We start from the raw sequence: 26,635 nt of genomic DNA on the forward strand, positions 1-26,635 counted from the left end.
GTGTTGGTGCCGGGGTGCGAAGCGGAGTCAGTCGATGCTCGGCAGGATGTGCGGCTCGGCGAGGTCGTCCTCGTAGCCGGCCAGCCGGATCGGTGCGGACCTGGCCCAGACCTCGATGTTCCGGAGCTTCTCGGGCCTGCGGGCCCGGTCTCCGTGCCGTTCGGCCGGTCGCTTCTCGTGCTTCGTCAGTTCCGGTGTCGTCACCGCGCACTCCTTTGTGTCGCGTAGCCCCGGGCGTCGCCGATGCTCCGGCCTCATTACCGGGAATCAGCCACCCGTGTGGGGCAGGGGCAAGAACAGTTCGGTCGCGGTGGCGCCGGGTACGGGGCGGGACGGCGACTTGGTTGACAAGCCTGTCCCGGGACGGTCGAGGAAGGTTTGTGGACTCCTCGATTACGTCCGTTCACATCAGGGTAACCAAATGAGCGCTTCCGCGCTCGATGGAACGTGTGCTCTAGGTCACTTTCAGCCACCGCATACGGAAAAGACCCGACCGGGATCGACTCCCGGCCGGGTCCACGGCGGCTCACTCGCGCCGCCTCACCGAACGACTACCAGTTGGCCGGCGCGTAGTCCTTGAGGAAGCAGCCGTACAGATCCTCGCCGTCCTCGCCGCGCACGATCGGGTCGTAGACGCGGGCCGCGCCGTCGACCAGGTCGAGCGGGGCGTGGAAACCCTCCTCGGCGAGGCGGATCTTGTCGGGGTGCGGGCGCTCGTCGGTGATCCAGCCGGTGTCGACGGCGGTCATCAGGATGCCGTCCTTCTCGAACATCTCCTGGGCGCTGGTCCGGGTGAGCATGTTCAGGGCGGCCTTGGCCATGTTCGTGTGCGGGTGGCCCGCGCCCTTGTAGCCGCGGCTGAACACGCCCTCCATCGCGGAGACGTTGACCACGTAGGCGCGCTTGGCGGCCGTCGCCGCCATGGCCGGACGGAGCCGGCTGATCAGGATGAACGGGGCGGTGGAGTTGCAGAGCTGGACTTCCAGCAGCTCCATCGGCTCGACCTCCTCGACCGTCTGGATCCAGCTGTTGGTGTCGTGCAGGTCGGGCACCAGTCCGCCCGCGTCGATCGCCGTCCCGGCGGCGATCCGCTCCAGGGAGGCGGAGCCGGTGACCAGGGCGAGCTCGGTGACGTCCTGCGCGCTCAGGCCTTCCTTGCGGGCGGCCGGCAGGGCCGCGACCCGGTCGACGGTGCCGCTGCCGAAGGTGCCGATGACCTCGGCGGAGGGCAGCTCGCCCGCCGGGAGCGGCGCGGACTCGGCGTTGACCAGCTCGCTGTACGCGTTCGCGGAGCGGCGCACCGTCTGGGCCGCGTTGTTGATCAGGATGTCCAGCGGGCCCTCGGCGGCGACCGAGTCGGCGAGCGCGACGACCTGGGCGGGGTCGCGCAGGTCGATGCCGACGATCTTCAGCCGGTGGATCCACTCGTCGCTGTCCGGCATCGCCTTGAAGCGGCGGATCGCGTCGTTGGGGAAGCGGGTGGTGATGGTGGTGCGGGCCCCGTCGCGCAGCAGCCGCAGCGCGATGTACATGCCGATCTTCGCCCGGCCGCCGGTCAGGAGCGCGCGCCGGCCGGTGAGGTCGGTCCGTGCGTCGCGGCGCGAGCGGTTCTCCTTCGCGCACTGCTGGCAGAGCTGGTGGTAGAACGCGTCCACCTCCACGTACCTGGTCTTGCAGATGTAGCAGGACCGGGGCCGCTGGAGCACGCCCGCGATCTCGGCGCGGGCGGACGACGAGGGCAGGACACCCTGGGTCTCGTCGTCGATCCGCTCGGCCGAGCCGGTCGCGGTGGCCTCGGTGACCGCCTTGTCGTGCGCGGTCTTGGCGGCGCGGCGCTCCTGGCGGCGGCGCTGCTTCACCGTCCGGTAGATCCCGGCCGTGGCACGGCGCACGACGATGGCGTCGGGGTGGTCGACGTCGATGGTGTCGAGTTCGTCGAGCACGCTCAGGCAGACGGCCAGCCGCTCCGGGTCGATACCGGGACCGAACTCCTCAGTACCGGGAGCGAGCTCCGGGTAGTCCTCTGTCACCGTCATTGCCGTTCCTCTGTCATCCGTCTCTCGTGGCGCCGACCGCCGTACCTGCTCCTGCCGGGCCGAACGCCCCGATCAAGTCTGCCATGCAACGGATGCTGCTCCGTTCGCGTGACTTCACGGCCGTTCGGCACGGTTCCCGGGCACGGGTGGTGGACGAGCGCGCCGCCCGTGCCCCGCCGCCCCCTTCACGGGTCGGTCACATATGCTTCGCTGCCATACGGCCGGGGTCGGGCCGTGTCGTGCCGTACGTACAAGGGGGTGCAGAGTGGCCGGGCTCCCCGCGGGCGGTCCTCCGGCGAAACCGGTGCGCTCGGACGCCTTCCCCGCGCAGCAGGGGCCTCCCCCGCCCGGCGACGGTTCGGTGTGGGACGTCGACGCCGTGATCCTGCTGGTCGAGGACGACGCCGGTGATGCGCTCCTCGTCGAGGAAATGCTCGCGGACAGCGAGCTGGACTCCGCTCTGACCTGGTGCAAGACGCTGACGGAGGCACGCCGGTTCCTGGCCGGGAGCCGGACCCCGTGCTGCGTACTGCTCGATCTGCATCTGCCCGATGTGTTCGGTCTCGACGCCGTCACCCAGATCGTCGAGTCGGCGCCGGACGCGGCCATCGTGGTGCTGACCGGCCGGGCCGAGGCCGATACGGGCCTGTCGGCCGTGGCGACCGGGGCCCAGGACTATCTCGTCAAGGGGCGGCTCGATCCGGAGGCGCTGGGCCGCTCGGTCCGGTACGCCCTCCAGCGCAAGCAGGTCGAACGGGCGTCGGCGGCGCTGCGTGCCAACCGGCTGATGGCGCAGGAGAACGCCCGCCTCGAACGCGGTCTGCTGCCCGTGCCCCTGCTGCTCGACGACTCCTTCGAAGCGGTGGCGCGATACGAGCCGGGCCGGGCGCACGCCCTGCTCAGCGGGGACTTCTACGACGTGGTGCAGACGTCCGACGGGACGGTGCACGCGGTGATCGGCGATGTGTCGGGGCACGGGGCGGCGGAGGCGGCGCTGGGGGTCTGTCTGCGGGTGGCGTGGCGTACGGCGGTGCTGTGCGCGACCGGCCAGCTCGAACAGGTCCGGCTGCTGGAGGAGATCCTGGTCGCCGAGCGCTCCGACCCGCAGGTCTTCGCCACCGTCACCTCGCTCGCCTTCGCCCCGGACCGGCGCCGGGTGCGGGTGGTGCGGGCCGGACACCCCGGACTGCTGCTGCGCGGCGGTGCCCGGGTGAGCTGGGAGGAGCCCGAGCCCGGGATGGCGCTGGGTCTGGTGCCGAGGAGGGGGACGGGGCGGTGGAGCCCCTCGGAGCTGTCGCTGCCCGAGGACGGCAGGGTCGTCCTGTTCACCGACGGTCTCTTCGAGGGGCGGTCGGGCCCGGGGTCCCGGCTGGGCGAGGAGGGGCTGCTCGCCATGGCCCGTCGGCACGGGGCACTGGCGGCCCGTGACTTCGTCGACACCCTGGTCGACGAGGCCGCGGACGCGGCGTCCCCGTACGGCGGTCTGGCGGACGACGTCGCCGTGCTCCACCTGGGCTGGGGACGGAGCGGCGCGCGATGAGCCGCCGCTCCGTGGCGCCGGACACCCGGCGCGGCCCGGCCGCGCGCCTGTCGGTCCAGCACCGGGTGCATCTGATCCTTGCCGTCCTCGTGCTGATCGTCTGCGCCGGATCGATCGTCGGCGGCCTCGTGCTGTCCCGGATATCCGACCGCACCACCGAACTGGTGGACCGTATCCAGCCCGCCCGCTCGTCGTCCTTCCAACTGCAGAACGCCTTGCTGGACCAGGAGACCGGGGTGCGCGGATTCGCGCTCACCGGTGATGCGACCTTCCTGCGCCCCTACGAGCAGGGGATGCGGGACGAGAGCCTCCGGCTGGCCCGGGTGCGGGCGCTCGTCGGGGACGAACAGCCCTTCGCCGGCGATCTCGACCGGATCGCCGAAGCCGCGCGGGAGTGGCGGGGCCAGCACGCCGAGCCGCTGGTCACCGCGGTCCGCCGGGACGGCCCGGCCTCCGAGTCCTCGGTCCCGATCCGGCAGAGCAAGGACGAATTCGACACGCTGCGGCGGCTGTACACCACCCAGCAGGCCCATCTCGACGTGGCGCGCGACCGGGCCCGTGCCGATCTGAGCGCCGCCCGCACCACCCGGGACCGGGTGTTCATCGCGCTGGTCGCGGGTTTTCTGCTGGCCGTGATCTCGCTGAGTCTGCTGCTGCACCGGATGGTGGGACGGCCGCTGAACCGGCTGACCGCCGCCTCCGACACGGTCCGTTCGGGGGCGTTCCGCAACCGGATCGAGGTCGGCGGACCCTCGGACGTGCGCGCGGTGGCGGCGGCCGTCGAGGACATGCGCCGCCGTATCGTCGAGGAGCTCGCCGATTCCCAGGAACGCGAGAAACTGCTGGCGGAGCAGGCCCAGGAGCTGCGCCGCTCCAACGCGGAGCTGGAGCAGTTCGCCTATGTCGCCTCGCACGATCTGCAGGAGCCCCTGCGCAAGGTCGCCTCGTTCTGCCGGCTCCTGGAGAAGCGGACCGCTCCATCGCTCGACGACCGGGCCCGGCAGTACATCGACTACGCGGTGGACGGCGCGGACCGGATGCAGGTGCTGATCGACGATCTGCTCGCCTTCTCCCGCGTGGGACGGGTGCACGACAAGTGGAAGCCGGTCGGCCTCGACCGGACCCTCGACCGCGCGCTGGCCGATCTCGCACTGGTCGTCGAGGAGTCCGGTGCCGCGGTCGTACGGGAGGGCCCGCTGCCCGAGGTGACCGGGGACGCCACGGCGCTCTCCATGGTCTGGCAGAACCTGATCGGCAACGCGGTGAAGTTCCGCCGGCCGGACGTACCGTGCCGGATCACCGTCGGCTGCGTACGGGAGGGCGAGGACTGGCACTTCCTGGTTGCGGACAACGGCATCGGCATCCCGCCGGAGTCCGCGCAGAAGGTGTTCGTCATCTTCCAGCGTCTGCACGGCAGGGACGAGTACGAGGGAACGGGCATCGGCCTGGCCCTGTGCCGGAAGATCGTGGAGTTCCACGGGGGCCGGATCTGGCTGGAAGAGGGGGTCTCCGAAGGCACCCGCGTCCGTTTCACGCTGCCGGTCGCCCCCGAGGCGCCCGCGCGCGCCGTGGCGGAACCCCTCGTCACGGAGACCGCGGCCGGGCGGACCGGCCATGGCTGAGATCTGCCGGGTTCTTCCCGGAGTGGGACCGTTCGTCGCGGGTAGGCGGACGTCGAGAAGCTGTCACCGAACACCCCTGCGTCGCCCTGGCTGGAGCACATGAACGAACAGGTCACCTCGCGACCGGCCGGCTGCCCCTGCCCGGACCGGTCCACGGAGGTTCTGCACAGCGCCGAGGTGTTCGACGGCGAGCCCGGCTGCATCGCGCAGGCACGGGCGCTGGCCGACCGCTTCCTGGTCCGGCTGGCCGCCGAATGGCTCGCGGTCTTCGGTGAGCACACCCGCAGCGATCTGCTGCTGGCGGTGAGCGAGCTGGTCACCAACGCGGACCGCTACAGCCAGGGCCCGTATCTGCTGGAGCTGGAGGGCACCGCGGAGCGCGTCAGCGTCACGGTGTACGACTCCAGCACCGCCCTGCCGCTGTTCTACTCGCCCGATCCGACGCGCCCCGGCGGCCATGGCATGGAGATCGTGGTGGCGCTGTGCGACCGGCTCACCGCCGAGCGCGTGCCGGTGGGCAAGCGCATCCGGGCCGAGTTCGAACTGAGCAGCTGAGCTGTGGGGCGGGCGGGACGCCGCCCGCCCCACGACCACCGTCAGCGTCGGTGGTCAGGTAGGTGCGCGACCGTGCCGCGCCGTCGAGGCGGGCCGACTGGATGTACCGGTCGGTGGCCGAGGTACCGGGTGCGCGGACGGGCAAGAAGCAGCACCAGGTTCTTTCCGATGCGCACGGATCCTCCTGGCCGAGGAAGGGTGGCGGCTCGTTGCAACAGGATGTACAACGTTGGAAGGAACGGCAGTTGGCATGACAGCACGACACCCGAGCCGGTGTCCAGGTGCATGACAAACCACGGGGGGATGCAAGCCTGGTGCCCGGAGGACGGGGGTGTGTCAGGCGCTCTCGAAGACGCAGTCACCGCACAGGCCGCCGGCCGGTGTGCGGTAGTACAGACAGCAGCTGCGCCGGCGGAACGCCGCGTCGTGCGGGGCGCCGGTGTTCCGGAGGTCGGGGTGGTCGAAGAGTTCGGCGGACAGTGCGCGGGCCCGCGCGGCCACGTCGGGGCGGCGGTGCGTACGTGCCCAGGCGAGGAGTTGGCGCAGGGCTCCGGCCAGTGCGGACCCCGCGTTGCCCCACAGCAGCCGGTCGGACAGCGGGCCGTCCCGGTGGATCGCCTCGGCAAGGGGCACGAGGTGGCCGTACTGGACGACTTCCCGGATCCGGCAGGCGGTGCCGGGCAGCGATTCGGCACCGTCGAGCCACAGATCGTCGGGGGCCGGGTGCTGCGGGTCCCAGTGGAGGGCGCCGGGCGGAAGACCGGGAAAGCGGCCGGTCAGTGCCGCCGGTCCGAGTGCGACCGACCAGAGACGGGAGGCCAGTCCCAAGTGCGCGACAGAGGCGGCCACTCTGCGCTCGGAGGTGCCCAACCGGGCGGCGACGGTGTCGATACGAGCCGTGAGCGGGGCCGACTCCCCCTCGTACAACCGCGCCAGCGGGCGGTGCGCCCCGTCGGGTGGCGCGGTGGTGCGCAGCGCGAAGAATCCGCCCACCGAGGCCGTAGCGGACTCGTCCATCGCACGTGCTCCTTCCCGGCATCCGGCCGTCGGCCCCGCCTGCGCGGGCATTCCGGCCTGCCACGGCCCGCGGTCCACCGTAACCCCGCGGGGTGAGAGCTCTTGAGTCCTCCGGAGGGAGGACTACCGTCCGGAGGAGGACACTGGGACTACGGCCGTACTACCAGAGCAGTACGCCGAATCGCCGCCTCAAGGACGACGACGCAGCCGCGTCGACGGGACATCGTGGTGTACATGAGTTCCCTTGCGCTGTCCGTGCTGCTGTCACTGGTCTCCGCGGTCGCGTACGCGGCCGGGGCGATCGTCCAGGAGCGCGTGGCGACGACCGGCGACGGCAGCTCGCTCGCACCGCTGCGCAACCGTGTCTGGTGGGCCGCCGTGGCGCTGAACGGCGGGGGCGCGGTGCTCCATGTCGTGGCGTTGGCCTTCGGTCCGCTCAGTCTTGTCCAGCCGCTCGGCGCGCTGACCATCGTCTTCGCCCTGCCGATGGCGGCGCTCTTCGTACGCCGGCAGGCGGGGGCCACCGCATGGCGGGGCGCGATCATGGCCACCGTCGGTCTGGCGGGTCTGCTGACGCTCACGGGGAACGCCGAGTCCCACTCCCTGAACGGCTCGGATCAGCTGGTGGTCGCCGGTGTGGCGCTCGGTGCGGTCGCGCTGCTCGCCCTGATCTCCACGGGCGTGCGCCGGCCGGTGGTACGGAGCGTGATCCTGGCCGGGGCGGCGGGCATCGCGTTCGGCATCGCCTCGGTGTTCGTGAAGACGGTGGCGGTGGGGTGGGCCTCCGGCGCGCTGGCGGCAGAGCTGCCGGCGCTGCTGGCGATCACCGGTTTCGCGGCCGCCGGGCTGCTGCTCTCCCAGGCCGCGTACCGGGGTGCCGGACTGACCGCGCCGCTGGCGACGGTAACCGTGGTGAACCCGCTGATAGCCGCGATCGTCGGCATCACGATGTTCGGCGAACAGTTCCGGCAGGGCACGGCCGGGACGATGCTCGCGCTGGCCTGCGCGGTGGTCACCGCGGGCGGTCTGATACTGCTCACGACGGAGCGTCTGGGCGCGGAGCACCGCGCCGCGCAGGCAACGGGCAGCGGGCTGCCGGGTGCTCCGGTGGGCGGGACGGACGCCGAGGGCGAGGAGAGCGCGGGCGCGGAACCCGGCGCCGAGGGCGCCGCCGAGCCTGCTCGGGCACCCGGGGTCGCCGGGCTTCCCGGCCCCGTCCCGTCGGTGCCCACCGCCTCGGCGGCCACCCCTTCGGCACCCGCCTCTTCGGCACCTGCGGCCCCGATGCCTGCCGGGGCCGTCGAAGCGGTCCCCGGAACGTTCTCCGTCGCGCGTCCGCTGCCCGTGCTGATGCCGCTGGAGCGCCTGGGCCGGGTGGCGTTCGGGCCGGGTCCGTCGTCCTCCAGCGGCACGGAGCGGCGGGGCCGCCCGTCCGCGGGGCCCGCCGATCCCGATGACGCGGCCGAACGCCAGGGAGCGGTTCAGACGCTGACGCCGCCCGCCCTGAGGTAGGCCAGCGGGTCGACATCCGATCCGTAGCCGGGGCCGGTACGGATCTCGAAGTGCAGGTGCGGGCCCGTGACGTTCCCGGTGGCGCCCGAGCGCGCGATCCGCTGGCCCGCGGAGACATGCCGGCCCTCACGCACGTGCAGGGCGGACAGATGCGCGTACTGGCTGTACTTGCCGTCGCTGTGCCGGATGACGACCTGGTAGCCGTACGCCCCGCCCCAGCCCGCCGAGACGACCGTGCCGGAGGCCACCGACCTGATCGACGTGCCGGTCGGGACGGGGAAGTCGACCCCGGTGTGATATCCGCTGGCCCAGGAACCGGCCTGGTGGTACGGGGTGCCGATGCCGGCCGCCACGGGTGCGACGAGACCGGAGCGCTTCCCCGTCCGCTCCTTCGGCCGGTGGCTCTCGGTCTTCTCGGAGTGCGGCTTCGGCTCCGGCTTCGCGGTGTCGTGGTGGGGCTTCGCCGCCTGGTGCTGCGCCGCGGCCGGTCGCTGCTTCGGTTCGGCGGCCTTCCGGGGCTTCGGTTCGGCCTTCGGCTTCGCCTGCGCGGGCGTGCCCGTGCGGGGCGCCGTCCTCGGCGACCGGGCCGTGTCCAGGCTCAGGCGCTGCCCGGGAAGGATGAGGTCGGGATCGTCCCCCACGACCTCGCGGTTCTGTGCGTAGAGGTGCTGCCAGCCGCCGCGGAGGCGCTCGGTCGCCGCGATCGCGGAGAGCGAGTCGCCGCGTGCCACGGTGTACGACTCACGCTTGCCGGGCACGGCGGTCGGGGTGGCGGGGGTGGACGTCCGCTCCGTCGTCGGGTTGCCGGAGGGGGGCCTGTCGGAGGCGGCTTTGCCGGAGGCGGCTTTGCCAGGGGCCTGCACATGGCTGGTCCGCTGCGACTGCGGGGCGATGTCGGCGGCGCCCCCGCCACTGGTCAGCCCCGCCCTCGTCGAGCAGCCCGGCCACGCGCCCGGCCCCTGCGCGTCGAGCACCTTCTCGGCGATGGAGATCTGCTCGTCCCTGGTGGCCAGGTCGGCGCGCGGGGCGTAGACCGTGCCTCCGTAGGCCGCCCAGGTCGACCGGGTGAACTGCAGCCCGCCGAAGTAGCCGTTGCCGCTGTTGATGTGCCAGTTGCCGGTGGACTCGCAGGCGGCGACCTTCTCCCAGACATCCGCCGACGCGGCGCCCGCCGAGGCCGCTGCGATGAGCGGGAGCGCGATGCCCGCACCGCCCGCGGTGACCGTGAGCGAGGCACGGTTGATCCGGCTGGGCTGATATCTGCGGTGCCGTCCGTTCGCGGCCATGACTTGGCTCCCCCACTGGCAGTAGGACACGTCGCAAGCGCCCAACTTATGTGCAGGCAAAGGCCGATGACAAGAGAGTGGCCGGGCCCACCCGTCCCGGCCGGCCCGGTGGCCCCACCCTGTCCGATGTCCGGCGGCTACGGTACGGGCGCGCCCGTCCGGGTGGCGGAGCGGCGCCGGGCCGCCGCGTCCACGAGAGCGGTCATGACCCGGATGTCGTCACCCATTTCGGGGTGCCACTGGACCCCCAGCACCAGGCTCTCGTGGTCGGTGAGTTCCACGGCCTCCACGGTGCCGTCGGACGCGTGCGCGCTTGCCGTGAGGCCGGAGCCCAGGCGGTCCACGGCCTGGTGGTGGTAGGTGGGCACGAGGCCCGGCCCGGCGACGGCCGCCGCGTACACCGTGCCCGGAACGGGAGTGACGGTGTGTTCGCCGAAGACGCCGGTGCCTCCGGTGTGCCCGTCCAGGTGCTGGTGCAGGGTGCCGCCGAGAGCGACGTTGAGCAGTTGCATGCCCCGGCAGATGCCCAGCAGCGGGACGTGCCGGTCGATCGCCGCCTCGATCAGGGCGAGTTCCCACGCGTCACGGGCGCGTGCGGGCGCACCGGTGCGGGGATCGGGCGACTCGCCGTAGCGTGCCGGTTCGACGTCGGCGCCGCCCGCGATCACCACACCGTCCAGCGCCGCCACGGCCTCCCGGGCCGCGTCGGCGGTGTCGTCCGGCGGCAGCATCACCGCCAGGCCGCCGGCCGCCCGCACCAGGCGCGGGTAGGAGGCGGGCAACAGGGCGGCCGGCATTTCCCACACGCCCCACCGGGCCGGTTCCTGGTAGGTGCTGATGCCGATGACGGGCCGGGTCATGGCCCCCTCCTCCGGTTCGTTCGCTGCTCGGTCGTGGTGCGGCCCCTGTCGCCTACGGGTGCGGCAGGGGCGGGTGTACGTACAACGCCCGTACGTCGCGGTCCCGTTCAGTCCCGCGACAGTTCGGCCTCGGCCGCCGCCAGGGCGGCGAACTCCTCCTCCGGGGCGCTCGCGACGAGGCGGTGACGGCTGTAGAAGGCGAAGTAGGCCAGCGCCACCACGTACACGCCGAGAGCGATGAACGCCGCGTCGCGGTCCACCAGGAAGGTCGCCACCAGTGCCGAGCATGCCAGTACGAATGCCACGGACGAGGTGAGCGCGCCGCCGGGCGTGCGGTAGGGACGTTCGAGGTGCGGTTCGCGGCGGCGCAGCACGATGTGGGAGAGCGCCATCAGCGCGTAGCTGATGGTGGCGCCGAAGACGGCGACGTTCAGCATCCGGCCGCCGTTGCCGATCAAGGCGGCCAGCACGAAGCCGATCACGCCGGGAATCAGCAGGCCGAGGTAGGGGGACTTGCGGCGGTTGGTCAGCGAGAGGAAGCGCGGCAGATAGCCCGCCCGGGAGAGTGCGAACAACTGGCGGGATCCGGCGAAGATCAGCGAGAAGAACGAGGCCACCAGGCCTGCCAGGCCCGCGTAGTTGACGAAGCGACTCAGGCCGGTGGGACCGCCCTTGCCCTCCAGTGCGACCACGAGGGGGTTGCCCGCTTCCTGGATGGCCTTCGCGCCCTGGGCGCCGGTGGCGGAGAGGAAGGTGAGCACCGCCAGCCCCACCAGCACGGTCAGCGAAATGGCGAGCGCCCTCGGCATCGACCTGACCGGGTCCTTGGCCTCCTCGGCGGCGAGCGGCACGCCTTCGACGCCCAGGAAGAACCACATGCCGAAGGGGAAGGCGGCCCAGATGCCGAGCAGCCCGAAGGGCAGCCAGGACGAGGAGCCGAACGCGCCGGTGTCCACCGGGATGTCGTCGAGACGGGCCGCGTCGAAGTCGGTGAACGCGCCGATGGCGAAGACGAGCAGAGCGGTCACGGCGACGGCGGTCACGATCAGGCTGAACCGCAGCGCCTCGCCGACGCCCCAGAGGTGGATGCCGATGAAGACGGCGAAGCAGACGAGGTATACGGGCCGTCCGGAGGTGAGCCCGAACAGGCCGAGGGATTCGACGTAGTCACCGATGAACAGCGAGATGGCGGCGGGGGCCAGGATGTACTCGATGAGGATGGCCGTACCGGTCAGGAAGCCGCCCCAGGTGCCGAGGGCACGGCGCGCGAAGCCGTAGCCGCCGCCGGCGGTGGGCAGGATGGCGGAGAGTTCCGCCAGCGCGAAGACCAGGCACGCGTACATCAGCCCCATCAGCACGGTGGCCGTGGCGAGCCCTCCGAAGCCGCCCTTGGACAGGCCGATGTTCCAGCCGGAGTAGTCGCCGGAGACGACGTACGCGACGCCGAGTCCGGTCAGCAGGAGCCAGCCCGCGCTGCCCCGGCGCAGGGTGCGACGGTGCAGGTACTCGTCCGTACCGGTGACCGCGCCGGCCGTGCCGCCGGGTGGGCTGGTGGGGGTGTCGGTTCCCTGGGCCATGGGGCGCTCCAGATGTGGGTCGACGGCGCTGCGTCGAGGCGTGGGAGGCGAAGAGGGCTTTCATCAAAGGTTCACCGGCACACCTTTGTGGAACGCCAGGGGAAACACAAGAGGCACGCGTTAAACAGTGGTTACGGATGTGCGCCGCGCTTGTGACATGTACGCCGGGCACTTCACCGAAGCCGATTCGCCGCCACCGAGCGGTCCCTCTTCCCAAGCAATGGTCCCCTGCCATACCTTATGGATCTCGGTGCACCCAAGGAGGAATCCCGTGGCAGACCGCACACCCCCGCTCGCCGTCGAGGAGCTGCGCTCACTCGTCGCGAGCGGGTCCATCGACACCGTCGTCCTGGCCTTTCCCGATATGCAGGGCCGGCTCCAGGGCAAGCGGTTCGCCGCCGGGTTCTTCCTCGACGAGGTTCTGGAGCACGGTACCGAGGGCTGCAACTACCTGCTGGCCGTGGACACCGACATGAACACCGTCGACGGCTACGCGATGTCCTCCTGGGAGCGCGGCTACGGCGACTTCGCCATGCTCCCGGACCTCGCCACCCTGCGCCTGCTGCCCTGGCACGAGGGCACCGCGCTGCTCGTCGCGGATCTCGCCTGGAACGACGGCAGCCCGGTCGTCGCCGCACCGCGCCAGGTCCTGCGCCGGCAGCTGGACAGGCTGGCCGGCCTCGGCTACCGGGCCCAGGTGGGCACGGAGCTGGAGTTCATCGTCTTCAAGGACAGCTACGAAGAGGCCTGGGAGCGCGACTACCGCGGACTGACCCCGGCCAATCAGTACAACATCGACTACTCCATCCTCGGCACCGGCCGCGTCGAGCCGCTGCTGCGCCGCATCCGCAACGAGATGCAGGCGGCCGGGCTGACCGTCGAGTCGGCCAAGGGCGAGTGCAATCTCGGCCAGCACGAGATCGCGTTCCGCTACGACGAGGCGCTGGTCACCTGCGACCAGCACGCCGTCTACAAGACGGGCGCCAAGGAGATCGCCGCGCAGGAGGGCGTCTCGCTCACCTTCATGGCCAAGTACGACGAGCGCGAAGGCAACTCCTGTCACATCCACCTCTCGCTCACCGACGACAACGGTGACAACGCGATGGCGGGTGACGGCCCGGACGGCATGTCGGATCTGATGCGGCACTTCCTCGCCGGACAGCTCGCCGCCCTGCGCGACTTCTCCCTGCTGTACGCGCCGAACATCAACTCCTACAAGCGGTTCCAGCCCGGCTCCTTCGCGCCGACCGCCGTCGCCTGGGGGCACGACAACCGCACCTGCTCGCTGCGCGTGGTCGGCCACGGCCGCTCCCGGCGCTTCGAGAACCGGCTGCCCGGCGGCGACGTCAATCCGTATCTCGCCACCGCCGGACTGGTCGCCGCGGGGCTGTACGGCGTGGAGCACGAGCTGGCTCTGCCAGAGGCCTGCACGGGCAACGCCTATACCTCCGAGTACGAGCAGGTGCCGACCACCCTGCGCGAGGCCGCCGACCTGTGGGAGGCGAGCCCCATCGCCAAGGAGGCGTTCGGCGAGGAGGTCGTCGCCCACTATCTGAACATGGCGCGTGTCGAACTCGCCGCCTACGACGCCGCCGTGACCGACTGGGAGCTGCGCCGCTCCTTCGAGCGCCTGTGACCTCCGTCCCGTCCCTCACTCCCGATCGAGGCCCGTACGTGTCCCACCAGCCCGCACCACACAGTCTGGACGTCCTGAACCCGGCCACCGCCGAGGTCATCGCCACCGTCCCGGCCGCCACCGCCGCAGACATCGACGCGGCCGTCGCCCGCGCCGCCACCGCCCAGCGCGTCTGGGCCGCGGCGGCACCCGCCGACCGCGCCCGGCTGCTCCGCCGGTTCGCCGCCACCGTCGACGAACACATCGAGGAACTGGCCCTGCTGGAGGTCCGCGAGGCCGGTCACACCATCGGCAACGCCCGCTGGGAGGCGGGCAATGTGCGCGACCTCCTCGACTACTGCGCGGGCGGTGTCGAACGCCTGCTGGGCCGCCAGATCCCGGTCGCCGGCGGCATCGACTTCACCGTCCTGGAACCCCTCGGTGTCATCGGTGTCATCGCCCCCTGGAACTTCCCGATGCCGATCGCCGCCTGGGGTGCGGCTCCGGCACTCGCCGCCGGCAACGCCGTCCTGCTCAAGCCCGCCGAGACCACACCGCTGACCGCACTGCGCCTGGCGGAACTGGCCCTGGAGGCCGGGCTGCCCGGCGGACTGTTCCAGGTGCTGCCGGGCGAGGGGCCGGTGGCCGGCAGTGCCCTGGTGGAGCACCCCGGCGTGGCCAAGATCGTCTTCACCGGCTCCACCCGGACCGGCAAGCACATCATGACCCGCTGCGCCGAACGCGTGAAGCGCCTCACCCTGGAACTCGGCGGCAAGAGCCCGAACGTGGTCTTCGCCGACGCCGATCTGGAGGCCGCGGCGGCCGCTGCCCCGATGTCCTTCCTGGACAACGCCGGCCAGGACTGCTGCGCCCGGACCCGCATCCTGGTCGAGCGCCCGGCCTACGACCGCTTCCTCGACCTGCTGGCACCGGCCGTCGCCGCCGTGGTGGTCGGCGACCCGTCGGACGAGAAGACCCAGATGGGTCCGCTGATCTCGGCCGTCCAGCGGGAGCGCGTGAGCGCGTTCGTGGACGACCTGCCCGACGGCGTACGGACGATCCTCGGCTCGGCGCCGGACGGCCCGGGGTTCTGGTACCCGCCAACCGTCCTCGCCGGGGTGTCGCCGGACGCCCCGGTGGCCGTCGACGAGGTCTTCGGCCCGGTCGCCGTGGTGCTGCCCTTCGACGACGAGGCGGACGCCGTACGGCTGGCGAACGCGACCGACTACGGTCTGGCCGGATCGATCTGGACGCGTGACGTGGCCCGTGCCCTGCGGGTCGGCCAGGGCCTGCGGGCCGGAAACCTCTCGGTCAACTCGCACTCCAGCGTCCGCTACGCCACACCCTTCGGCGGCTACAAACAGTCCGGACTGGGCCGCGAACTCGGCCCCGACGCACTCGCCGCCTTCACCGAAACCAAAAACGTCTTCATCAGCACGGAGGCCTGAGCACCATGACCGACACCACCGCTGTCTGCCGCCGCCTGGTCGGCCGCACCGCCGTAGTCACCGGAGCCGGAAGCGGCATCGGACTGGCCACCGTCCGGCGCCTGGCCGCCGAGGGCGCGCACGTCGTCTGCGCCGATGTGGACGAGGCAAGCGGCAAGGCCGCCGCCGAGGAGGTCGACGGCCTCTTCGTACGTACCGACGTCACGGACGCCGAACAGGTGGTGGCCTTGTTCAAGGCGGCGTTCGACACATACGGCTCGGTCGACATCGCCTTCAACAACGCGGGGATCTCGCCGCCCGAGGACGACTCCATCCTGGAGACCGGCCTCGACGCCTGGCGCCGGGTGCAGGAGGTCAACCTCACCTCCGTCTACCTGTGCTGCAAGGCCGCCATCCCGTACATGCGCCGCCAGGGCAAGGGCTCCATCATCAACACGGCCTCGTTCGTGGCCCGGATGGGCGCCGCCACCTCGCAGATCTCGTACACCGCGTCCAAGGGCGGCGTGCTGGCCATGTCGCGCGAACTGGGCGTGCAGTTCGCACGGGAGGGCATCCGGGTCAACGCGCTGTGCCCGGGACCGGTCAACACCCCGCTGCTCCAGGAGCTGTTCGCCAAGGATCCGGAGCGGGCCGCGCGCAGGCTGGTGCACATCCCGGTCGGCCGGTTCGCCGAGCCCACCGAGATGGCCGCCGCCGTGGCCTTCCTGGCCAGCGACGACTCCTCCTTCGTCAACGCCACCGACTTCCTGGTGGACGGCGGGCTCACCGGCGCCTACGTCACACCGCTCTAGACCGTGTGCGGACGTGGGGCGGGGCGCCCGGCCGCCCCGCCCCACGTCCGCGACGACCGCTGTGCCCGTGCTCCATGCCGCACCCCGGCCCACCCGGCGCTCCGCCGCCCGGCTCGCCGTCACCGCACTCGCGGCGGGCCGGGTTCGACGTGTGGATCGTCTCCGCGTCGCCTCAGCCCGTGGTCGACGTCTGGGCCAGGGGTGTCGACGTCGCGCCCGGGAACGTCATCGGCATCCGGTCCACCACCGAACGGGGCCGCTACACCTCGCATCTGAGCGGCTGCGGTACCGAACGCCCCGGCGACGACTCGCAGATCACCTACATCGTCGGCAAGCGCTGCTGGATCAACAAGGAGATCTTCGGCCTACGCGGTGCTGCCGCGTCCCGGGTGCAGGCTCCCGCGAAGCGGCCGGTGTTCGCCGCCGGTGACTCCGACACGGATGTGTCGATGCTCCGCGACGCGACCGGTCCGCGGCTGGCCCTCAACCGCAACAAGGCCGAGCCGATGTGCCGTTCCTACGACGACGCGGACGGCAAGTGGCTGGTCAACCCCATGTTCATCGGGCCGAAGGGCCGGGTGGACGGCACCTATCCGTATGCCACCACCGGATACACCAGGTCGGACGGGACCTCGCGGCCCGTACGCCGTGGCGACGGCAGTGTGATCCCCGATCAGAACGACGCCGTCTTCGCGCGCCTTCCGTATCAGCCGCTGACGCTCGCCGCGCCGGTCTCGATGTGTCCGCTGTACCTCCGCGACCAGGAGGCGTCGCCGCCGGCCTTCACCGTGAAGTCGTACCAGCCGTCGGCCAGCGCCACCGCGTTGAAGTAGTCCTGCTCGCTGCCGCCGGCCGCGACGGTGTACGTCCAGGGGCCGTCGCCGCGGTACTGGCCGGAGGTCACGGTGAACGTGACGGCGCTCGTCGATGTGTTGGTGAAGGTGAACCACAGGGCGGGCCTGCCGGTGTCCGGTGCGTTCGCGTAACGGGCGGCCACCTCGCAGGACTTGCCCGTGGCAGTGGCGTCTCCGGTGAACCGGCGCAGGAATCTGTTGGGTCCGGCCATGGCCTCTTTTGCATCAGCACCACCACGTGCCGGACGTCCTTGATGGTGCCGGTCGCGGTGGCCCCGGCCGCCGTTTTCGTCCGGACCGCCGCGCCCGCGACCTCTGCGGGCATGGCGGCTCCCGCCGCCACGCCCGCGCCGAGCGCCACAGAACCCCTTCGGGTGATCGGTGTCATCTGCCTGCCTTCGCCGGGTTCGGACGCGTCGTTGTGAGCTCGAAGCCAGCGTGCCGCGCCGCATGGTCTGACACCAGACCTTTGACAGGAGGACTACGTGAATAGTTGCCGATCCATCAGTGATGTGGGCAGACCCAAAGGTGCCATAGGGGATGTTTGCGGGATGAGAGTCATCGGCTGCCCTCCGGGGTCACCCCTGTGCCCCACGGGGCGTCCGGTCGAGCAGTACCGCCCGCAGCCGCTCGGCGAACGCTTCGGGGTCCTCGGCGCAACCGGTGTGCCCACCGGGGAACTCCACGAGCCTGCCGCCCACTTCGTCGGCCAGCCGGGCGCCCGGAATCGCCGTGAGCAGGGTGCGGGAGTCCTGTCCGACACCGATCACCAGCTGCTCCGCGTCGCGACGCAGGGCCGCCAGGTCCGGTACGTGGCCGCTGAACGAACACAGCACATGCTCCAGGAACACCGGAAGGTTGGCCCGCATCCGCCGGAACGCCTCGGCCTCCCGCGCGGACGGTTCGGGCGCCGCCCGGCGCTCTCCCTCGGCCGGCGGCCCCGCATCCGGGTCCGTCAGGCCCTCGGTCATCGTGGCCAGTGCCGCGGCCACCCCGTCCCGGCGGAAGGATTCGCGCACCGCGGCGAAGAGCTTCCGCCCTCGGTCCGGATCGGGCATCAGCTCCACCAACGGCGGTTCGTGCGCGACCACTCGGTGCAACCGTTCGGGGTGGCGGGCGAGCAGGTCCAGGGCGACGATCGCGCTCGAACTGGAACCGAAGACGGCCACCGGTCCGCCGTCCGGCGACAGCAGCTCGATCAGCCGGTGGGCGTCCTCGCTCTGCACCGCCACCTGCTGGTCCGCCGCCGCGCCGTCGAGCAGGCTGCGCGAGTAGCCGCGCGGGTCGAAGGCCACGACGGTCCAGCCGTCGGCCAGCCGCGCCGCCATCCGGTCGTAGAGCCCCGCGTCGGCGCTCCCGCCCGGCAACATCAGCAGCAGCGGGCCTTGGCCGCGCACCTCGTAGTACAGCGTCGCCCCGGGCACCTTCAGATGTCCGGTGCGCTCCGGCACCGTGCGGTCAGCCATGATCGGTCTCCCTCTCGCCCGTCGCGGACGGCCAGTGCTCCAACAGGAAGTGCAGGGCCTCGACGGACCGCTCCCAGGACGTCTGCACGTCGCGGGGCGCGCCGAAGCCTCCGCTCGCCTCCAGGGCGCAGTAGCCGTGGAAGGTGCTGCGCAACAGCCGTACCGCGTCCGTCAGATCGGGCTCGGCCAGGCCGTAGGCCCGCAGCATCGCGCCCGTGGTCTCGATGGTGCGGTGGTACGCGGACGACTGGGCGACGATGTCGGGGTCGACCCGCATCTGCGTCGCCTCGTACCGTCCGGGCCGCTCCAGCGCGAAGGCCCGGTAGGCATCGGCGAACGCGACCAGGGCGTCCCTCCCGGCCCGGCCCGCCACGGCGGCGCCGATCCGGTCGATGAACTCCCCGGCGGCCAGCAGCGCGACCCGGGTCCGCAGGTCGTGCAGATTCCTGACGTGCGAATACAGGCTGGCGTCCTTGACGCCGAAGCCGCGGGCCAGCGCGGAGATCGTGACCTTGTCGAAGCCGATGGAGTCGGCCAGATCGGCCGCCGCCTCCACCACGCGTTCGGTCGTGAGACCCGCGCGAACCATCTGCCACCTCCATCGAAGCATGCCTAGACTCCCTAGGCATTTTCCTAATATACACAGGAGAGTCCATCCGGGCGATGCCGAACAGGCCGTTCCCGCACCCCGTATCCATACTGAAGATCCCGGCATTGCTGAAGATCCAGGCATCCCCGAAACAGATTGCAGAGCACACAGATGAGCGGCACTGCACAGATCGGCGTCACAGGGCTCGCGGTCATGGGCCGCAACCTCGCGCGCAACTTCGCCCGCAACGGATTCACGGTCGCGGTGCACAACCGGACCACCGCCAGGACGGACGCCCTGGTCGAGGAGTTCGGCGACGAGGGCTCCTTCGTCCCCGCGCACACTCCGGAGGAGTTCGTCGCGGCGCTGGAACGTCCGCGCAGACTCGTCATCATGGTGAAGGCGGGTGATCCCACCGATGCCGTGATCCAGGAGTTCGCGCCGCTCCTCGAAGAGGGCGATGTCATCATCGACGGCGGCAACGCGCACTTCGAGGACACCCGCCGGAGGGAGAAGGAGCTGCGCGGGCGCGGGATCCACTTCGTCGGCGTCGGCATCTCGGGCGGCGAGGAAGGCGCGCTGAACGGGCCGAGCATCATGCCGGGCGGATCGGCCGAGTCGTACGCATCACTGGGGCCACTGCTGGAGAAGATCGCCGCCAAGGCGAAGGACGGCACCCCGTGCACCACGCATATCGGTCCCGACGGGGCCGGGCACTTCGTGAAGATGGTCCACAACGGCATCGAGTACGCGGACATGCAGCTGATCGCGGAGGCGTACGACCTGCTGCGTGCCGTGGCGGGCTACTCCCCCGCGAAGATCGCCGAGACGTTCCGCAGCTGGAACACCGGCCGCCTCGACTCGTATCTGATCGAGATCACGGCGGAGGTCCTCGCCCACACCGACGCGGCCACCGGGAAACCCTTCGTCGACATCGTGCAGGACCGGGCCGAGCAGAAGGGCACGGGCCGCTGGACGGTGCAGATCGCGCTGGATCTGGGGGTGCCCGTCTCGGGTATCGCGGAGGCCGTCTTCGCCCGTTCGCTGTCCGGACACGCGGATCTGCGCGAGGCCGCGCGGGACCTGCCGGGCCCGTCGGCGTCCCCGCTCGGCGAGGAGGCCGCCGCGGCCTTCGCCGACCGGGTGGAGCAGGCGCTGTACGCGTCCAAGATCGTTTCGTACACCCAGGGATTCCACCAGATCCGGGCGGGCAGCGAGGCGTACGACTGGAACATCGACCTCGGCGCGGTGGCGTCGATCTGGCGGGCCGGATGCATCATCCGGGCCGCGTTCCTGGACCGGATCCGGGCTGCCTACGACGCCCGTCCGGATCTGCCGAGCCTGCTGTCCGACCAGCAGTTCGCCGAGGAGATCGGCGCGGCTCAGGACGACTGGCGAGCGGTGGTCGCCGAAGCGGTGCGGCAGGGGGTGCCGACACCGGGATTCGCCGCCGCGCTCGCGTACTACGACGGCCTGCGCGCCGACCGGCTGCCCGCGGCGCTCACCCAGGGCCAGCGCGACTACTTCGGCGCGCACACCTACCGCCGCACCGACCGCGAGGGCTCCTTCCACACCCTCTGGGGCGGCGACCGTACGGAGGTCGTCGCGGGCTGACACGGAGAGGCCGGTGCGGGCCGTCCCGCCGGGGCCGGTGCGCTCGCCCGTCCCCGGTGGGCCGGGCGCGGTACCGCCGTCGTGGTCGCCCGGCCGGATGACCCGGGGTGCGGCAGTGTCCTGTCTGTGCGTAAGTAGCAGCAAGCCCCTTCTTGTTGCCCCGCCGCGAGCCTGTCGCCGCAGCCCGCCCTTGCCGCCCCAGGGAGCCCACGCATGCCCGACGCCACCCCGGAACCCGTCGCAGCCGGGCCGGACACCTCCCCGGAGCCGGCCGCGGTCCAGCCCGTCGTCGCGCCGCTGACCAGCGCCGCACTGATCCTGGTCGCCACGATCGAGCCCGGTGGCGAGGCCGCCGTACGTGAGGTGCTGCCGGATCTGGCGGCCTTCGCCCGTTCCATCGGATTCCGGTACCCCGAGGCCGGCCTGGTCTGTGTGACCGGCTTCGGTTCCGGTGCCTGGGACCGGCTGTTCGCCGGGCCGCGGCCCGCCCGGCTCCACCCGTTCCAGGAATTGCACGGCGCCCGGCACCACGCTCCCGCCACCCCGGGGGATCTGCTGTTCCACATCCGGGGCGAGCGGATGGACGTGTGTTTCGCGTGGGCGACCCGCCTGCTCGACCGGCTCGGCAGTGCGGTGACGGTCGTCGACGAGACGCAGGGGTTCCGCTACTTCGACCACCGGGATCTGCTCGGCTTCGTCGACGGCACGGAGAACCCCCTGGGGGCGGACGCGCGGTCGGCGGCCCTGGTCGGCGCCGAGGATCCCCCGTTCGCGGGCGGCAGTTACGTCATCGTCCAGAAGTATCTGCACGACCTCGCGTCCTGGAACGCGCTGAGCACCGAGGAGCAGGAGCGGGTCATCGGCCGCACCAAGCTCGACGACATCGAGTTCGCCGACGACGTCAAGCCCGCCGACTCGCACATCGCCCTCAACACGATCACCGACCCGGACGGCACGGAGCGCGACATCCTGCGCGCCAACATGCCGTTCGGCAGCTTCGGACAGGGCGAGTTCGGCACGTACTTCATCGGTTACGCCGCCGATCCGGAGGTGACCGAGCAGATGCTCCGCAACATGTTCCTCGGCAGTCCGCCCGCCACGCACGACCGCATTCTCGACTTCTCGACCGCGGTCACCGGCACGCTCTTCCACGCCCCCAGCGCCGACTTCCTCGACGCCCCGCCGCCCTCGCCCTCATCGGCCGGGACCGACGCCCTGCCGGAGCCCGCGTCCGCGCCGGTGACGGCGAAGGCCCCGGCCCGTCCGGCCGACGGTTCGCTGCACATCGGCAGCCTGCAAGAAAGCGTCCAGTGATGAACAATCTCCACCGCGAACTCGCCCCTGTCACGGAAGCCGCCTGGGACCAGATCGAAGAAGAGGCCCGGCGCACCTTCAGCCGCCATGTGGCGGGCCGCCGGGTCGTCGATGTCACCGACCCGGACGGCCCCGGACTGGCAGCCATCGGCGACGGTCATCTGCGCGGCATCGATCCGCCCGCCCCGGACGTCATCGCCCGCGCCCGCACATCGGTACCGGTCATCGAGTGGCGGGTGCCGTTCACGGTGACCCGGTCGGCCGTGGACGACGTCGAGCGCGGCTCGGACGACAGCGACTGGCAACCCGTCAAGGACGCCGCCCGCACCTGTGCGTTCGCGGAGGACATGGCGATCATCGACGGGTACGCCTCGGCCGGGATCACCGGGCTGCGGGACGGCTCCTCGCACTCGCCGCTGACACTGCCCGCGGATGCCCGCGACTACCCGACCACCGTCAGCCAGGCACTCACCCAGCTGCGGCTGGCCGGCGTCGACGGCCCGTACCGGCTGCTGCTCGGCGCCGACGCCTTCACCGAGGCCACCGAGACCTCCGACCACGGATACCCGGTGGCCACCCATCTGGCCCGGCTGCTCGACGACCAGATCCTGTGGGCACCCGCCGTCAGGGGCGGTGTGCTGCTGTCCACCCGTGGCGGCGACTTCGAGCTGTGCCTCGGCCAGGACCTCTCCATCGGCTATCAGGACCACGACGCGACCAGCATCCGGCTCTACTTCCATCAGGCCTTCACCTTCCGGATGCTGACGCCCGAGGCCGTGGTCCCGATCATCGCCTGAGGCGTTCCGGGCCCTACCGCCGGTGCCCGGTCGCCCTGACGTTCCAGGTCAGGGTGTCGGTGGCCAGGGCGCGGACGGCGGGGTCACGGATGGCGTCCGTACGGTCGACGGCCTCGGCGGTCACCTTGTGCCCGCGACCGTCCGCACGGACTCCGAGCGATGCGGGGGTGACGGAGGTACGTCCCCGGGCAAAGACCCTCTCGACGCCGTCCACGTACCAGCGCAGATCCGTCCTGGCGAGGCCGGTGGCGGCGCCCGGCCGATGGGTGCGGGTCCCGGTACCGGCGGCATCGAGGTCCGCCAGGCTCACGGCGATGCGCCGGCCCGGCCCGACCGCGGTGCCGGTGTCGACGGCACTGCTCAGTGCGTTGCCCGCGCGGTAGAACCCGGCGATCATCGCCTCGCGCCCCGGCAGGTTGAACTCGGTGTTGCTCAGCTCCCGCATGATCGACGACTCGGTGGGACGGTAGAGCCCGAGCGGGTAGTAGGCGCTGCCCTCGTACGCACCGACCGTGCCGCCCGCCGGATCGGTCCGGCCGAGCCAGCGGTACCACTTGGCCCGCTTCTCGGTGAGCTGCGCGGGTGTGTAGGTGGTGGAGTTGATCCCGCCCGGCTCGCCGCCGGTCCAGGTCCCGTACTCGGCATAGGTGTACTCGTCGTCCAGCAGGCCCACCGAGTGCCCTATCTCATGGGCGGCGATCAGGCTGGACGAGGGGTGGTCGGACGAGAGGGTGGAGACTCCGTTGAAGGGCCGGCCCTCGGCCTGGAGTCCGGAGTAGCCCGCGCCCCCGTACTTGGTGGAGTTGGCGATGACGACCACGAGGTCGGCGGCCGGGGCCTTGGCGGCGTACGCGGCCACCTTGTCGATGTCGGCGCAGATCAGCCGCTCGATGTCGGAGCACCAGAAGTAGCTGCCGAGCGCGGTGTCCTTGACGGTGTCCGCGCCGGGATCGCCGCTGATGCCGGACTCGTTGGAGACCGCGTCGACGGTCCACACGTTGAACAGGCCCTGGTAGCTCTTGTAGGGCTCCAGAGCGGTGATGTCGGCCCACTTGGCGGTGGCGTCCGCGTGGAAGTCGGCCTGCTGGCCTGCCGTGTAGCCGTCTCCGATGATCACGACGTCCAGGCGGTCGTCGGACGGGCCGGTCACCGCCTGTTCGCCCACCGTGCCGTCGACGGCGGCCTCGGCCGCGCTCAGCGGGGCGGCGGCTCCGCCCTTCCGGACGGGGGCGGCGGCCGGGACCTCGACGGTCCTGCCCGAGCCGCCGGGATCGGGGAAGTACTCGGCCGCGATGCGACGGCCGCCGTCGGAGCCGGTGGGGGCGGCCGACGCCGGTGCGGTGGCAGCGGTCGCCGCCAGGAGGCCGACGAGAGCGAGCCCCGCCGTGGCTCCTGCCGTTCGGCGCGTGCGGAGGCGTATGCGCATGGACAACTCCTTCAGGTCCGGGGGGACTTCGCCGGGAAATCCCAGGGCACGACCATCACGTAACTCATGAGTTAAGTCGAGTTAATGCGATGCTTAACCTAGAGGTGCGCGGACCGCCGAACAAGGCCCGGAATCGTGGTGGTTGAGGTTCGTATCCGGGCATTTACGATGCATGGACCGCATTTCGAGACGGGGCGAAGCAGAAAGGGCGGCGCGATGAACGCGAGGCGCACAGCGGGACGGGACGCGGGGCCGGACGAGGATCCCGGAGCCGTCGGCCGCCGCGTCCAACAGCTGCGCACCGAATGCGGTCTGACGCAACGCCAGCTGGCGGAACCCGCCTACACCCCCGCCTACATCTCCACGCTGGAGGCGGGCCGGGTACGCCCGTCGGAGGCGGCCGTACGCCACCTCGCGGACCGGCTCGGCGTCACGTACGAGGAACTGGCCACCGGACGCCCCGCCCACCTCGCGACCGCTCTGCGGCTGAAACTCGTCGAGGCCCAGCGGACACTGGCCACCGGTGCCGCCGAGGACGCCGCCGCCGACTACACCCGGCTGCTCGCCGAGGCCGACCGGCACGGGCTCGACGACGAACGCGCCACGGCCACGCTCGGCCTCGGTCACTGCGCGCTGGAGACGGGCGATCTGCCCACGGCCCGCGAGCACTTCGAGGCCGCGGAGCAACTCCTCGCCGACGCTCCGCTCCCCCGGCGCGCCCCGGCCGTCCGGGGCAGGGCGGTCGCCCACCTGCTGGCCGGCGAACTCCGGTACGCCTGCTACCTGCTGGAGAGCGCCATCGACGAGCTCAACACCTCGGGCCTCCAGGATCCCGGCGCGCTCCTGCTGCTGTACACGGCCGCCATCGCCCCGTACATGGACATGGGCGCCCACGCCCGCGCCGCCCAGGCGGGCGAGCTGGCGCTGGCCCTGGCACCGCAGGTGTCCGATCCGGAACTGGTCGCCGGACTGCACCGCAGCGTCGCCCGTACGCTCATCGCGGCGGGCCGTACCGCGGAGGCGGACGCCTCACTCGCCAAGGCGGCCGAGATCTACCAGCAGCTCCAGATCCGCACGGAGCTGGCGCACTGCCACTGGATGCGCGGCTATGTACACGCGCAGGACGGCGATCTGTCCGGCGCCGAGACCGAACTGCGCGCCGCCCGCGACATGCTGGCATCGAAGCGGGCCGCCCTGTACACGGCCCAGGTCGAGGTGGAGCTCGCCGATGTGCTGCGTCGGCGCGGCAAGGCCGACCAGGCCAGGGAGCTGCTGCACAGGCTCCTCGGCGAACTGCACCCGGACCGGGGCTCGGTCCATGCGGGCGGCGCGCACCGGCTGCTCGGCCTGATCCACGAGGACCAGGGCGATCCGGAGTCCGCCGAGGAGCACTACGTCACCGCGCTGGCCCTGCTGGAACGGGCGGGCGCCGCCGGTGATCTCGCGGACATCTGCCGGCTGCTGGGCGATCTGCTGCGGCGCACGGGCCGGACCGAGGCAGCCATGGACGCCTACCGGACCGGGCTCGGCCACCGGGCCTCCCCCGGCACCACCACCCTGGGGCCGTCCCCGGTCCGTCCGCCCACCGCCTGATCCCGGCCCGCCGGGAATCGGTCGACGGCTCATCGGGACCGGGCGCGATCCTCATCGTCGGCCGGCCACCGCGGCAAGCCGGCCGCTCGGTCCGACACACGCGCAGTACTCACTGCTGGGATCGCTGCTCGGGTTGCAGCAGTCGGGGCTGCGGCCGAGCCGGCGCAGGCCGGCGGATCACACGGGACTGGAGCCGCTGTGCGTGTCGAAGCCAGCCCGTGCCCTGGAGAGCGCGGGCCTCGTGGAGCGTACGACCGATCCGGACGACACCAGGGCGGTCCAGCTCTCGCTCACGGAGGAGGGGCGCACGGTCGCTCTTCGCGCGGTCGACGTCGTGCGGGAGCTCCTGGACCAGCAGTTGGCTCCGCTGGGCGGCCTGGACGGTGCGGACACCGAGGCGTTCGTGCGCACGGTGGCGGCGCTTCTCGACGTACCGATCCCCGGAACCCCCGCTCCACCGAAGGAATCGCAGAAACCCAAGGCACCCGATCAACCGACCAAGGAGTAGCCATGTCTGCCACACCGACCGTCAACGGCCAGGTCATAGGCCGGGCCCACTACGCCACGCGCGCCGTCCTCGAACGGCTGCTCGCGGCCACCGGAACCACGTTTCATCAGTCGTTGGCGCTGAACGCCGTCGCGGGCAACGGCGGGGCGATCGAGCGCGGCCGGCTCGTCGACCGCATGACCGACGCGCTGAAGACCGACGCGGCCGTCGTCGAGGCGACCCTGGCCGAACTGACCGCCGCAGAACTACTGGCGGAGGTCGACGGCACCGTTCCCCGGATCGGCCTCACGACTGCGGGCCGGGACCGTCAGCAGGCGAACGGGGCCCACGTCGCCGACCTCACGACCCAGCTGTACGCGGACCTGCCGGCCGAGGACCTGGAAGCGGCGGGTCGCGTGCTCATCGAGGCCACCGCGCGGGCGAACGCCGTCCTGGCAGCGGCCTGAGGCCTACCGCCCGGGAACACCGGTCATCCGGCCCGCCGGGGTGACGGCTGCGGTTCCGGCACCGGGTCGGGGCGCGGGGTGGGCGGCTGCGGGATCGGATCCGGCGACGGGCCGGGCGGAACGGGGCCGGGCGGCGGAGGCGGCGGCTCCGGCAGCGGCGACGGCGGTC

At 71.7% G+C, this 26,635-nt stretch carries 23 protein-coding genes and 1 pseudogene; 13 read left to right on the forward strand and 11 right to left on the reverse strand.

What is annotated here, in order from left to right; all coding sequences use genetic code 11:
• Positions 1–27: 27 nt before the first annotated feature.
• Positions 28–204: a hypothetical protein gene (locus OG520_RS04515; protein WP_389980455.1), complete on the reverse strand. Its 177-nt coding sequence runs from the start codon at positions 202–204 to the stop codon at positions 28–30.
• 347 nt (positions 205–551) lie between these two features.
• Entirely contained in the window at positions 552–2,036 is a 1,485-nt protein-coding gene (locus OG520_RS04520) for an SDR family NAD(P)-dependent oxidoreductase (RefSeq protein WP_406012253.1), read from the reverse strand.
• Positions 2,037–2,301: 265 nt separating this feature from the next.
• Between OG520_RS04520 and OG520_RS04525 the strand changes: the two genes are divergently transcribed.
• The 3 genes from OG520_RS04525 (at position 2,302) to OG520_RS04535 (ending at position 5,753) form a co-directional block, all read left to right on the forward strand.
• A complete protein-coding gene (locus OG520_RS04525) occupies positions 2,302–3,576 on the forward strand; it encodes a PP2C family protein-serine/threonine phosphatase (protein ID WP_406012254.1) in 1,275 nt (424 codons plus the stop codon).
• A complete protein-coding gene (locus tag OG520_RS04530) occupies positions 3,573–5,198 on the forward strand; it encodes an ATP-binding protein (RefSeq protein WP_406012255.1) in 1,626 nt (541 codons plus the stop codon). Before OG520_RS04525 ends, OG520_RS04530 begins: the two co-directional genes overlap by 4 nt.
• A 99-nt stretch (positions 5,199–5,297) precedes the next feature.
• Positions 5,298–5,753 (forward strand): ATP-binding protein, encoded by a 456-nt coding sequence (locus tag OG520_RS04535; protein WP_266430109.1) that lies wholly within the window; start codon positions 5,298–5,300, stop codon positions 5,751–5,753.
• Here the strand turns inward: OG520_RS04535 and OG520_RS04540 are convergent.
• Both OG520_RS04540 and OG520_RS04545 read right to left on the reverse strand, forming a co-directional pair.
• Positions 5,692–5,898, reverse strand: a pseudogene (locus OG520_RS04540) (hypothetical protein); the annotation flags it as partial. The gene OG520_RS04535 and the pseudogene OG520_RS04540 sit on opposite strands and share 62 nt — an antisense overlap.
• Positions 5,899–6,089: 191 nt before the next feature.
• Entirely contained in the window at positions 6,090–6,770 is a 681-nt protein-coding gene (locus tag OG520_RS04545) for a (2Fe-2S)-binding protein (protein ID WP_406012256.1), read from the reverse strand.
• A gap of 225 nt (positions 6,771–6,995) precedes the next feature.
• Here OG520_RS04545 and OG520_RS04550 point away from each other — a divergent pair, with 225 nt between their 5' ends.
• On the forward strand, positions 6,996–8,282 hold the full coding sequence (locus tag OG520_RS04550; protein ID WP_406012257.1) for a DMT family transporter: 1,287 nt from the start codon (positions 6,996–6,998) through the stop codon (positions 8,280–8,282).
• Here OG520_RS04550 and OG520_RS04555 read toward each other — a convergent pair.
• The 3 genes from OG520_RS04555 to eat all read right to left on the reverse strand — a co-directional run bounded on the left by OG520_RS04555 (position 8,252) and on the right by eat (position 12,005).
• Positions 8,252–9,568, reverse strand: a complete 1,317-nt coding sequence (locus OG520_RS04555) for a transglycosylase family protein (RefSeq protein WP_406012258.1) — start codon at positions 9,566–9,568, stop codon at positions 8,252–8,254. The two genes, OG520_RS04550 and OG520_RS04555, sit on opposite strands and share 31 nt — an antisense overlap.
• A gap of 137 nt (positions 9,569–9,705) precedes the next feature.
• Complete coding sequence (locus OG520_RS04560; RefSeq protein ID WP_406012259.1) at positions 9,706–10,428, reverse strand: gamma-glutamyl-gamma-aminobutyrate hydrolase family protein; 723 nt, start codon at positions 10,426–10,428, stop codon at positions 9,706–9,708.
• A 107-nt stretch (positions 10,429–10,535) separates the two neighbouring features.
• A complete protein-coding gene (gene eat, locus OG520_RS04565; RefSeq protein WP_406012260.1) occupies positions 10,536–12,005 on the reverse strand; it encodes an ethanolamine permease in 1,470 nt (489 codons plus the stop codon).
• Positions 12,006–12,276: 271 nt separating this feature from the next.
• On the opposite strand from eat, the gene OG520_RS04570 reads away from it, so the two are divergent.
• The 3 genes from OG520_RS04570 to OG520_RS04580 are packed head-to-tail and all read left to right on the forward strand — an operon-like array spanning position 12,277 to position 15,859.
• Positions 12,277–13,641 (forward strand): glutamine synthetase family protein, encoded by a 1,365-nt coding sequence (locus OG520_RS04570; RefSeq protein ID WP_399334285.1) that lies wholly within the window; start codon positions 12,277–12,279, stop codon positions 13,639–13,641.
• Between the two features lie 38 nt (positions 13,642–13,679).
• Positions 13,680–15,068 (forward strand): aldehyde dehydrogenase family protein, encoded by a 1,389-nt coding sequence (locus OG520_RS04575; RefSeq protein WP_406012261.1) that lies wholly within the window; start codon positions 13,680–13,682, stop codon positions 15,066–15,068.
• A gap of 5 nt (positions 15,069–15,073) precedes the next feature.
• Positions 15,074–15,859, forward strand: a complete 786-nt coding sequence (locus OG520_RS04580; RefSeq protein WP_406012262.1) for a 3-oxoacyl-ACP reductase — start codon at positions 15,074–15,076, stop codon at positions 15,857–15,859.
• Between the two features lie 706 nt (positions 15,860–16,565).
• On the opposite strand, the gene OG520_RS04585 is transcribed toward OG520_RS04580, so the two are convergent.
• The 3 genes from OG520_RS04585 to OG520_RS04595 form a co-directional block, all read right to left on the reverse strand.
• Positions 16,566–16,925, reverse strand: coding sequence for a phospholipase domain-containing protein (locus OG520_RS04585; RefSeq protein ID WP_406012263.1), 360 nt, complete (start codon positions 16,923–16,925; stop codon positions 16,566–16,568).
• 366 nt (positions 16,926–17,291) lie between these two features.
• Positions 17,292–18,179, reverse strand: a complete 888-nt coding sequence (locus OG520_RS04590) for an alpha/beta fold hydrolase (RefSeq protein WP_406012264.1) — start codon at positions 18,177–18,179, stop codon at positions 17,292–17,294.
• Positions 18,172–18,768: a TetR/AcrR family transcriptional regulator gene (locus OG520_RS04595; RefSeq protein WP_399334293.1), complete on the reverse strand. Its 597-nt coding sequence runs from the start codon at positions 18,766–18,768 to the stop codon at positions 18,172–18,174. Before OG520_RS04595 ends, OG520_RS04590 begins: the two co-directional genes overlap by 8 nt.
• Positions 18,769–18,939: 171 nt before the next feature.
• Here OG520_RS04595 and gndA point away from each other — a divergent pair, with 171 nt between their 5' ends.
• The 3 genes from gndA to OG520_RS04610 all read left to right on the forward strand — a co-directional run bounded on the left by gndA (position 18,940) and on the right by OG520_RS04610 (position 22,493).
• The gene (gene gndA / locus OG520_RS04600; protein WP_406012265.1) at positions 18,940–20,382 is read left to right on the forward strand and encodes an NADP-dependent phosphogluconate dehydrogenase; all 1,443 of its coding nucleotides are present in this window, start codon (positions 18,940–18,942) and stop codon (positions 20,380–20,382) included.
• Positions 20,383–20,595: 213 nt separating this feature from the next.
• Complete coding sequence (locus tag OG520_RS04605) at positions 20,596–21,696, forward strand: Dyp-type peroxidase (protein ID WP_406012266.1); 1,101 nt, start codon at positions 20,596–20,598, stop codon at positions 21,694–21,696.
• On the forward strand, positions 21,696–22,493 hold the full coding sequence (locus OG520_RS04610; RefSeq protein WP_406012267.1) for a family 1 encapsulin nanocompartment shell protein: 798 nt from the start codon (positions 21,696–21,698) through the stop codon (positions 22,491–22,493). Before OG520_RS04605 ends, OG520_RS04610 begins: the two co-directional genes overlap by 1 nt.
• Before the next feature lie 13 nt (positions 22,494–22,506).
• Here OG520_RS04610 and OG520_RS04615 read toward each other — a convergent pair whose 3' ends face one another.
• Positions 22,507–23,919 carry a M64 family metallopeptidase gene (locus OG520_RS04615; RefSeq protein ID WP_406012268.1) on the reverse strand — a complete coding sequence of 471 codons (1,413 nt, stop codon included), beginning with the start codon at positions 23,917–23,919 and terminating at the stop codon, positions 22,507–22,509.
• A 216-nt stretch (positions 23,920–24,135) separates the two neighbouring features.
• Between OG520_RS04615 and OG520_RS04620 the strand changes: the two genes are divergently transcribed.
• Genes OG520_RS04620 through OG520_RS04630 form a run of 3 tightly spaced genes read left to right on the forward strand, consistent with a single transcriptional unit; the run spans position 24,136 to position 26,466 of the window.
• Positions 24,136–25,512 (forward strand): tetratricopeptide repeat protein, encoded by a 1,377-nt coding sequence (locus OG520_RS04620; RefSeq protein ID WP_406012269.1) that lies wholly within the window; start codon positions 24,136–24,138, stop codon positions 25,510–25,512.
• Positions 25,513–25,543: 31 nt separating this feature from the next.
• Positions 25,544–26,020: a MarR family winged helix-turn-helix transcriptional regulator gene (locus OG520_RS04625; protein WP_406016420.1), complete on the forward strand. Its 477-nt coding sequence runs from the start codon at positions 25,544–25,546 to the stop codon at positions 26,018–26,020.
• Between the two features lie 2 nt (positions 26,021–26,022).
• Complete coding sequence (locus OG520_RS04630; RefSeq protein WP_406012270.1) at positions 26,023–26,466, forward strand: hypothetical protein; 444 nt, start codon at positions 26,023–26,025, stop codon at positions 26,464–26,466.
• Positions 26,467–26,635 lie beyond the last annotated feature (169 nt).

This window comes from Streptomyces sp. NBC_00984 (assembly GCF_045162475.1).
Lineage (GTDB): Bacteria > Actinomycetota > Actinomycetes > Streptomycetales > Streptomycetaceae > Streptomyces.

What these genes read in the sequence shown, in the direction of transcription:
- OG520_RS04595 (WP_399334293.1), bottom strand. Translation starts at nt 18,768, where the DNA reads ATGGTTCGCGCGGGTCTCACGACCGAACGCGTGGTGGAGGCGGCGGCC.
- OG520_RS04615 (WP_406012268.1), bottom strand. Translation starts at nt 23,919, where the DNA reads ATGCGCATACGCCTCCGCACGCGCCGAACGGCAGGAGCCACGGCGGGG.
- OG520_RS04560 (WP_406012259.1), bottom strand. Translation starts at nt 10,428, where the DNA reads ATGACCCGGCCCGTCATCGGCATCAGCACCTACCAGGAACCGGCCCGG.
- OG520_RS04555 (WP_406012258.1), bottom strand. Translation starts at nt 9,568, where the DNA reads ATGGCCGCGAACGGACGGCACCGCAGATATCAGCCCAGCCGGATCAAC.
- OG520_RS04580 (WP_406012262.1), top strand. Translation starts at nt 15,074, where the DNA reads ATGACCGACACCACCGCTGTCTGCCGCCGCCTGGTCGGCCGCACCGCC.
- OG520_RS04630 (WP_406012270.1), top strand. Translation starts at nt 26,023, where the DNA reads ATGTCTGCCACACCGACCGTCAACGGCCAGGTCATAGGCCGGGCCCAC.
- OG520_RS04590 (WP_406012264.1), bottom strand. Translation starts at nt 18,179, where the DNA reads ATGGCTGACCGCACGGTGCCGGAGCGCACCGGACATCTGAAGGTGCCC.
- OG520_RS04530 (WP_406012255.1), top strand. Translation starts at nt 3,573, where the DNA reads ATGAGCCGCCGCTCCGTGGCGCCGGACACCCGGCGCGGCCCGGCCGCG.
- OG520_RS04535 (WP_266430109.1), top strand. Translation starts at nt 5,298, where the DNA reads ATGAACGAACAGGTCACCTCGCGACCGGCCGGCTGCCCCTGCCCGGAC.
- OG520_RS04520 (WP_406012253.1), bottom strand. Translation starts at nt 2,036, where the DNA reads ATGACGGTGACAGAGGACTACCCGGAGCTCGCTCCCGGTACTGAGGAG.
- OG520_RS04605 (WP_406012266.1), top strand. Translation starts at nt 20,596, where the DNA reads ATGCCCGACGCCACCCCGGAACCCGTCGCAGCCGGGCCGGACACCTCC.
- OG520_RS04620 (WP_406012269.1), top strand. Translation starts at nt 24,136, where the DNA reads ATGAACGCGAGGCGCACAGCGGGACGGGACGCGGGGCCGGACGAGGAT.
- gndA (WP_406012265.1), top strand. Translation starts at nt 18,940, where the DNA reads ATGAGCGGCACTGCACAGATCGGCGTCACAGGGCTCGCGGTCATGGGC.
- OG520_RS04545 (WP_406012256.1), bottom strand. Translation starts at nt 6,770, where the DNA reads ATGGACGAGTCCGCTACGGCCTCGGTGGGCGGATTCTTCGCGCTGCGC.
- OG520_RS04585 (WP_406012263.1), bottom strand. Translation starts at nt 16,925, where the DNA reads ATGGCCGGACCCAACAGATTCCTGCGCCGGTTCACCGGAGACGCCACT.
- OG520_RS04610 (WP_406012267.1), top strand. Translation starts at nt 21,696, where the DNA reads ATGAACAATCTCCACCGCGAACTCGCCCCTGTCACGGAAGCCGCCTGG.
- eat (WP_406012260.1), bottom strand. Translation starts at nt 12,005, where the DNA reads ATGGCCCAGGGAACCGACACCCCCACCAGCCCACCCGGCGGCACGGCC.